This is a genomic window from Flavobacterium sp. Arc3 (assembly GCF_041431375.1).
In the GTDB taxonomy this organism is placed as follows: Bacteria; Bacteroidota; Bacteroidia; order Flavobacteriales; family Flavobacteriaceae; genus Flavobacterium.
Window position 1 is genome coordinate 91,258 of the sequence record NZ_JASMRI010000017.1, and the last position, 7,286, is coordinate 98,543.

Below are 7,286 nucleotides of genomic sequence, written 5' to 3' on the forward strand. Positions count from 1 at the left end.
TTGCTGTAAAGATAAAAAAGCTTCTTGTCTCCAAGAAGCTTTTTTATCAATTTTATTGATACTTTAATAGTTGTTTAATACTATTTAAAAGCAGGAATTCCGGTAATATCCATACCCGTAATTAATAGGTGAATATCATGTGTTCCTTCATACGTGATTACTGACTCTAAGTTCATCATATGACGCATAATTGAATAGTCACCTATTATTCCCATTGCTCCTAATATTTGTCTTGCCTCACGTGCAATGTTAATTGCCATGTCGACATTGTTTCTTTTGGCCATAGAAATTTGAGCGGTTGTCGCTCTTCCTTCATTCTTCAAAACACCCAATCTCCATGTTAGTAATTGTGCTTTTGTGATTTCTGTAATCATTTCGGCTAATTTCTTTTGCTGTAATTGAGTACCGGCGATTGGTTTGTCAAATTGAATTCGTTCCTTAGCGTAGCGGAGTGCAGTATCATAACAGTCCATAGCGGCACCAATAGCGCCCCAAGCAATACCGTAACGTGCTGAATCTAAACATCCAAGTGGTGCTCCTAAGCCAGATTTGTTAGGTAGTAAATTTTCTTTTGGCACTTTGACATTATCAAAGATTAATTCTCCTGTTGATGATGCGCGAAGCGACCATTTATGATGTGTTTCTGGAGTAGTAAAACCTTCCATGCCACGTTCTACTATTAGTCCGTGTATTCTTCCTTCTTCATTTTTTGCCCAAACAACAGCGATATCTGCAAAAGGGGCATTTGAAATCCACATTTTAGCACCGTTCAATAAATAATGGTCTCCCATATCTTTAAAGTTGGTAATCATGCTACCTGGATCTGAACCATAATTAGGTTCGGTCAAGCCAAAGCAACCCATAAATTCTCCAGTAGCTAATTTGGGTAAATACTTCATACGCTGCTCTTCGTTACCATATTTCCAAATAGGGTACATAACCAAAGAAGACTGAACCGATGAAGTAGAACGTACTCCGGAATCTCCACGTTCAATTTCTTGCATGATTAATCCGTAAGAGATTTGGTCTAGACCAGCACCACCATATTCTTCAGGAATGTATGGGCCAAAACCACCAATTTCGCCTAAACCCTTGATAATTTGTTTTGGGAATTCAGCACGTTGTGCATAATCTTCAATGATGGGAGAAACTTCTTTTTTTACCCATGCACGAGCAGAGTCACGTACTAATTTGTGTTCTTCTGTCAATAAATCGTCGAGGTTGTAATAATCAGGAGATTGAAATAAATCTGGTTTCATATTGAGCTTTTTTTATAATAGTATTGCAGTAGCAAAGGAATCGTATTCAGTCTGGAGAATAAAATTAAGGCTAATTGCTTGATTGTTTGTTTTTACCTGACAAATTTACATAAAGAAATATAACAAAACCAAAGTCAAATGTTATATTTTTTGATTTTTGTAAAAATAATGACTGTAATGTTCCCTTTTATTTATGAAATCTACAGTTTGAAGTTCAGGTAAATAAGAGTGTTGGATTATTATAAGGAGGAATAAATAACGACCTACAGAATAGTATTCGGGTATAATTAATTTACATTTTCAAATAAAACTCCTTAGTCAATTCAATATATTCGGGAGTGTAAATATGTAATATAGTTCTCATGAAAATTTCAGTTTTAGTTCGTTAATTGTGCTAAAAAATAATACCTTCACTTTTGATAACTAGTCTCTTTACTCTTAATAAATAACAGCATACTATGAAATCATTTTTATTTAAACTTGTTTGCATTGCATTTTTAATATTCATTGTCTCCTCATGTAATGGTTATATCACATATTACAATAAAGCAAACACCATTGATAGAAAATTTAAGGCTAATCATGACACAATTGCTTTTATAAAAAGGTATGATAAGCTATTTAAAAAATATAACCCACCTCAGAGTAATTTTGCCTTTAGTAAATATGAAACCTACATTGCTTATGCTGATAAGTACGGCAAAAACTTTGGAGGAGAGGAAAGTTTGTATAAGCTACTCGATTTAGTAGCTCCTTATAGCGATCATTATAAGACATTGTTTCCTATTTGTGCAAAGTACGGTATAGACAGTTTAAGTGTTGAACGAAAAATAACGAGTAGTAAAAACAATTTGAATAAACGACTAATCGATTCTTTTTCTGTTGCTTTTGTTCGCGACCAACAACTAGGGCGTTTAGATTCATTAAACAATGTTAAAAATGATCGAATAAATGCCAAACTTCTTAAATGGACGATCGAAAATTATGGTTATCCCTCGCCACAAAAAATAGGGCTATGGGGAAACGATGGTGTGTTTATGCCAATGCTGACATTTATGAGTCATATAGGTGGTAATGTTCCAGAATATTATCCTTATTTTAAAGATGTATTATTGAAGTATGTAAAATCTGGAGAATGTTCGCCAAATGAATACGGAACAATGATAGATCGACATGAATATGTAAATAAACGGGAAATCATCTACGGTGAATATTTGTTTAATTTTTCAGATCTTAAAAAAGTAAACCGTAAAAGGAGAAGTATTGGTTTGAAAAGGACGCGCAATGCAGTGGAATGAAAGAAGATGAATAATTAAAGTTTTAAAAAAATGATATTAATTTTTCAATGAATCAAGAATTTATAAAGAAGGAAGTTGCAAGTTGGTCAATTAGGTCTCTTAGTTGTAATTCAGTTTCAAATCAAACAGATGAATGATTGTGTAATATAGTGCCTTTGTATTGGGTGCTACATTTTCAAATAAAAATCTTTTGTCAAAGCAGTGTATTCCGGAGTGTAATTGTGTCGGCTTATTTCTATAGTTAATTCGTCAACAAGAAAATTACCAATTTCATTTCGGCTAAAAGCCAATAAACTACGTTTGATTTCGCTTGTAGGAGTGCCTTTCACACGGGTGATTTTTACAGGATATAATTCTGCTTCCACAGCTAAAGCTATAAAATTTTCTTCTTCCTTAAAGGGGATAATAGTCGAAAAAATTCCATCTTCTGACAAGAACATTGCGGCAGCTTCGATTAAATCTTCAAAGGGCATTGCATCTTGAAATCGTGCTAAATCACGTTGTTCATTATTAGTTTTGTAATCTTCAGAATAAAAAGGAGGGTTGGAGACAATCAAATCGTACTCGTCCTCTGATTCTTCAATAAATTCATCAAGCCCAGCATGAAAACAAAATAAACGATCACTCCAAGGAGAGTTTTCGAAATTGTCAACGGCTTGCTCATACGCCTCTTCGTCGATTTCCAATGCATCAATCTGTTCTGCTGTACTTCTTTGGGCAAGCATTAAAGCAATTACACCTGTTCCTGCGCCAATGTCAAGTATGCTAAAGGGTTCATTTTCAATTGGAGTCCAAGCACCTAATAACACACCGTCAGTTCCAATTTTCATGGCGCAACGGTCTTGTTGAATAATAAATTGTTTGAATTGAAACAAAATGATTTTAGATTGAGGATTAACATCCCGATAAACATTGGGAGGTAATATAGGAATATTATGTTGTAAAAATGTCTACTAAATACGGATCACTGATTGCTTTTTTAATGGTACATCTCGATTAAGCCTTCTGGCAAATCCATGATTACTTTTTTGTTTTCACGGTCGATTTTGACAAGGAAATGATCAATCATTGGAATAAGTATTTCTACTTCACCGTTAAGCACTTCAAAAAGAGGTTGGGCAGTTGAGTCATTTATGGATTCGATTTTTCCAACAATGCCAAGGCGTTTGTCTTCAACTTCAAAACCAATAACTTCGTGATAGTAGAATTTGTTACCACTAAGTTTTGGCAACATTTTTAAAGGAAGATAAATATCGTTACCCATAATGGCATCGGCATCTTCTTCGGTATTCATGTCTTCAAAACGAATTCTGAGAAAATCGTTTTTATGCAAAGAGCTATTTTCAATAAAAAAAGGAACCAAGTGTTTGTTGCATTCAACAAACACTGATTCCAAGTTTTCGTATAACTCTGGTTCATCCGTGTCTAAATAGGCAAGGACTTCCCCTTTAAAACTAAATTTTTTGGCGATTTTACCTAAGTAGAAACAATCTTCTTTGCGCATCTTCGCTTATAAATTTATGCTTGAGTTTCTTCGTTGTTTTCTTCTGCAGCAGGAGTTTCTTCAGTTGAAGCTTCAACTTCAGCAACTTCTTCAGCAGGAGCAGCAGCTGCAATAGCATCCGCCTCCGCTTTAGCTGCAGCAGCTAAACGTTTTGCGTTTACATCTTGTTCTGCTTTGAAAGCTTTAGCTTTAACATCAGCTTGCGCTTTAGTTAAACCGTCTTTCTTAGCGTCAACTGTTCCAGTTTTAGCTTCTAACCAAGTAGCTAATTTTGCATCAGCTTGTTCTTGAGTTAAGGCACCTTTACGAATACCACCGTCAAGGTGATGTTTCAATAAAGCTCCTTTGTAAGAAAGAATTGCTTTAGCAGTTTCTGTTGGTTGAGCACCATTGTGCAACCATCTAACTGCACTATCAAGGTTTAAGTCGATAGTTGCTGGGTTTGTATTTGGATTGTAAGTACCGATTTTCTCTAAGTATTTACCATCTCTTTTTGAGCGAGCATCTGCTGCTACAACCCAGTAAAAAGGTTTTCCTTTTTTACCGTGTCTTTGTAATCTAATTTTTACTGACATAATCTAAATGATTAAATTTTGAGGTACTCGACCTCTATTAATTAAGGCTGCAAAGATATACTATTTATTTTAATATGCCAATAGCTTGTTATTATTATGAATTAGAATGAGTTAAGCTATTTCTAGCCACATTTTATTATAATAATTGACTGTATTTATCCGTCAATTGTATACTTTTGTTTGTTTAAAGATCTAATTTATGAAAAAAGCGTTTCTTTTTATTATTGTGCTTTTTACCTTAATCTCTTGTGAGGAAGATATCAGTTTTAATAACCCGTCATTTCAGGGAGTAAAAGATAATGTCTTTTGGAGAGCTATCGCATCTACAGCTTCTTTAGGTGTTAATGGGGACCTTATAATTAAGGGCTATTCTGGGAATGAAGTAATCACCTTGAAAACTACTTCAACTGTAAAAGGAACCTATTCTTTAGGAACCGGCGATTCTAATACTGCAGTCTATGAGTTAACGGATGCAAGTGGTACGCTAACTTTTACCACTGGTTTAGGCGAAGGTGATGGTCAAATCGTAGTAACGGATTATGATATTGAAAATAATACAATATCAGGTACTTTTAAATTTAATGCGGAAAATAGTTACAATAATCCTTTGGCTGGAGCTATTTTAAATTTCCAACAAGGAGTTTTTTATAAGGTGCCTATAATTGCACAAGCATCAGTAAATTAAGGAAGAGGGAGGTTATTACATTGCTTTATGATGTGGTTTTCTGTTTTTCTATGCGTTTTTGAAATAAAATAAAAGTAGAAATAAGCTAATTTATAGTGGGTTATAAAATAAAACGAGTATATTTGTTTCATATTATAAATAAGTACATATGAATATTTTTGTTGGAAGCCTTCCATTCAGTATTGAGGAAGCAGATTTAAGAGAGTCTTTCGAGGCTTATGGTGCAGTTGATTCTGTAAAAATTATTACTGATAAATTTACTGGAAGAAGTAAAGGATTCGGTTTTGTTGAAATGACAAATGATGATGAAGCTCAAAAAGCGATTGATGAATTGAACGGTGCAACTGTTCAAGGACGTGCAATTGTAGTTAACAAATCTGAGCCAAAACCAGAAGGAGAAAGAAGAAGTTTTAACAATAACAGTCGTGGTGGAGATTCACGCGGTGGTTATGGTGGTGGAAACAGCCGTGGTGGAGAAAACCGTGGTGGTGGAAACAGAGGAGGATATTAATATTTTTTTCTACAACTATATAAAAAGGTGTCAATGCAAATTGACACCTTTTTTATTTTTAATTCAATTTTGGTTTATACATTTATTTTGAAATGAATCGTTAAAGCAAATCATAGATAAAATGTTTTTGTAACTATTGTGAAATTGTTCAAGAAAGTCAGTTAACTATGAAAACTAAAAGAAGCCGCCTCAAAATTTATTTTGAGGCGGCTTCTTTTAGTTTTTAATTCTTTTCTAATCGAATAACATTTGCTCTTTATATTGAGTAAACGTTGCTATTGTATGATTATAACTTGCTGATTTTAGAACATAATTGTCTGTATTGTATTTATTCTTTTTGTAAAGTTTTAATATCTTCGATTAATAATTTTACACTGTTGACATCTAAACTATTATAAATCCCTCTGATGTGTTTGTTTTTATCAATTAAAACAAAATTTTCGGTATGTAAAAAATCATCCTCAGATTTTTTCTTTCCTAAATCTTCTTCAACATAATACGATTTACGTCCTAAAGCATATATTTCTTTTCGTTTCCCAGTAACTAAATGCCATTTTGATGAAACTACCCCGTGTTCAATTGCATATTTTTTTAGAACAGACACGGAATCAGTTTCGGGTGTAACTGAATGTGACAGTAGCAGTACTCCATCGTCATTTAAAAATTCTTTTTGTAGTACAGTCATGCTAGCCGCCATTTTTGGGCAAATTCCAGGACAAGTGGTGAAAAAGAAATTGGCAACATATATTTTATTAGCAAAAGTAGCATTAGTGATAGGATTGCCCTCTTGATCAATCAACGAAAAATTAGCGATAGAATGAAAATTTTTTAATGAATCACTCTTTTTTGATAGCCACTTAGGTGTAAATGTTGGATCGTCATAAAAAGGCAAAGTGTCTACTCTGCTTACAACTTTTTCTTCTGTTGTATTTTTACATCCAATTAAAAGGAGTAGGCTAACAAGTAGGTAAAAACTATTTTTCATATTGTACTTCTTCTTTTTTCAATTCATAACATAATATCGCTTTCTTAAGACCAAAAGTGCGACCGTTTTTCATTTCGCAGTTAACATAAACTTTTCCGTTCTCAAGCCAAGCTTGTTGTATTCCTTCTTCAACACCGTTTTTTAAGGTAGTTAATTTAGACATTTTGCCGTTGGGGTGCCATTCTTTTTGAACTCCATTGCCAACTCCATTGATATAAAATGATTCAGAGGCTAGTTTACCGTCTTCCCACCATGATTTTCCTTCACCTTCTAGTTTATTATTTTTATAAAAAGATTCTTTTTGAAGCTTTCCGTTACTATACCACTTTTGACTTAAACCATTTTTCTTTCCTTCAAAAAAGAGAATTAATTCTTTTTTCTTTTTATCAATAGCTGGATTCAAGTTACTAATGCAACTTTTTGGTTAAACATATAATTTGGTGTTTCAAAATTAAATCTTTTTCTCGGA

9 protein-coding genes are annotated in these 7,286 nt (G+C 33.5%); 3 read left to right on the top strand and 6 right to left on the bottom strand.

Annotation, left to right across the window (positions count from 1 at the left end):
• Positions 1-80: 80 nt before the first annotated feature.
• Complete coding sequence (locus QO200_RS13215) at positions 81-1,259, bottom strand: acyl-CoA dehydrogenase family protein (RefSeq protein ID WP_371540920.1); 1,179 nt, start codon at positions 1,257-1,259, stop codon at positions 81-83.
• A 458-nt stretch (positions 1,260-1,717) separates the two neighbouring features.
• Here QO200_RS13215 and QO200_RS13220 point away from each other — a divergent pair, with 458 nt between their 5' ends.
• Positions 1,718-2,557: a hypothetical protein gene (locus QO200_RS13220; RefSeq protein ID WP_371540921.1), complete on the top strand. Its 840-nt coding sequence runs from the start codon at positions 1,718-1,720 to the stop codon at positions 2,555-2,557.
• A 167-nt stretch (positions 2,558-2,724) separates the two neighbouring features.
• On the opposite strand, the gene QO200_RS13225 is transcribed toward QO200_RS13220, so the two are convergent.
• From QO200_RS13225 to QO200_RS13235, 3 genes are all read right to left on the bottom strand, one after another.
• Positions 2,725-3,387, bottom strand: coding sequence for a tRNA1(Val) (adenine(37)-N6)-methyltransferase (locus QO200_RS13225; RefSeq protein WP_371540922.1), 663 nt, complete (start codon positions 3,385-3,387; stop codon positions 2,725-2,727).
• 149 nt (positions 3,388-3,536) lie between these two features.
• Complete coding sequence (gene rimM, locus QO200_RS13230) at positions 3,537-4,061, bottom strand: ribosome maturation factor RimM (RefSeq protein WP_371540923.1); 525 nt, start codon at positions 4,059-4,061, stop codon at positions 3,537-3,539.
• 14 nt (positions 4,062-4,075) lie between these two features.
• Positions 4,076-4,636, bottom strand: a complete 561-nt coding sequence (locus tag QO200_RS13235; RefSeq protein WP_371540924.1) for a 30S ribosomal protein S16 — start codon at positions 4,634-4,636, stop codon at positions 4,076-4,078.
• A gap of 199 nt (positions 4,637-4,835) precedes the next feature.
• Between QO200_RS13235 and QO200_RS13240 the strand changes: the two genes are divergently transcribed.
• Together QO200_RS13240 and QO200_RS13245 are read left to right on the top strand one after the other, a co-directional pair.
• Positions 4,836-5,321, top strand: coding sequence for a DUF6252 family protein (locus tag QO200_RS13240; RefSeq protein WP_371540925.1), 486 nt, complete (start codon positions 4,836-4,838; stop codon positions 5,319-5,321).
• A gap of 148 nt (positions 5,322-5,469) precedes the next feature.
• On the top strand, positions 5,470-5,832 hold the full coding sequence (locus QO200_RS13245) for an RNA-binding protein (protein ID WP_007137132.1): 363 nt from the start codon (positions 5,470-5,472) through the stop codon (positions 5,830-5,832).
• 328 nt (positions 5,833-6,160) lie between these two features.
• On the opposite strand, the gene QO200_RS13250 is transcribed toward QO200_RS13245, so the two are convergent.
• Positions 6,161-6,817, bottom strand: a complete 657-nt coding sequence (locus QO200_RS13250; protein ID WP_371540926.1) for an SCO family protein — start codon at positions 6,815-6,817, stop codon at positions 6,161-6,163.
• Positions 6,807-7,220, bottom strand: a complete 414-nt coding sequence (locus tag QO200_RS13255) for a toxin-antitoxin system YwqK family antitoxin (RefSeq protein WP_371540927.1) — start codon at positions 7,218-7,220, stop codon at positions 6,807-6,809. The genes QO200_RS13250 and QO200_RS13255 overlap by 11 nt, the downstream gene beginning before the upstream one ends.
• Between the last annotated feature and the right edge of the window lie 66 nt (positions 7,221-7,286).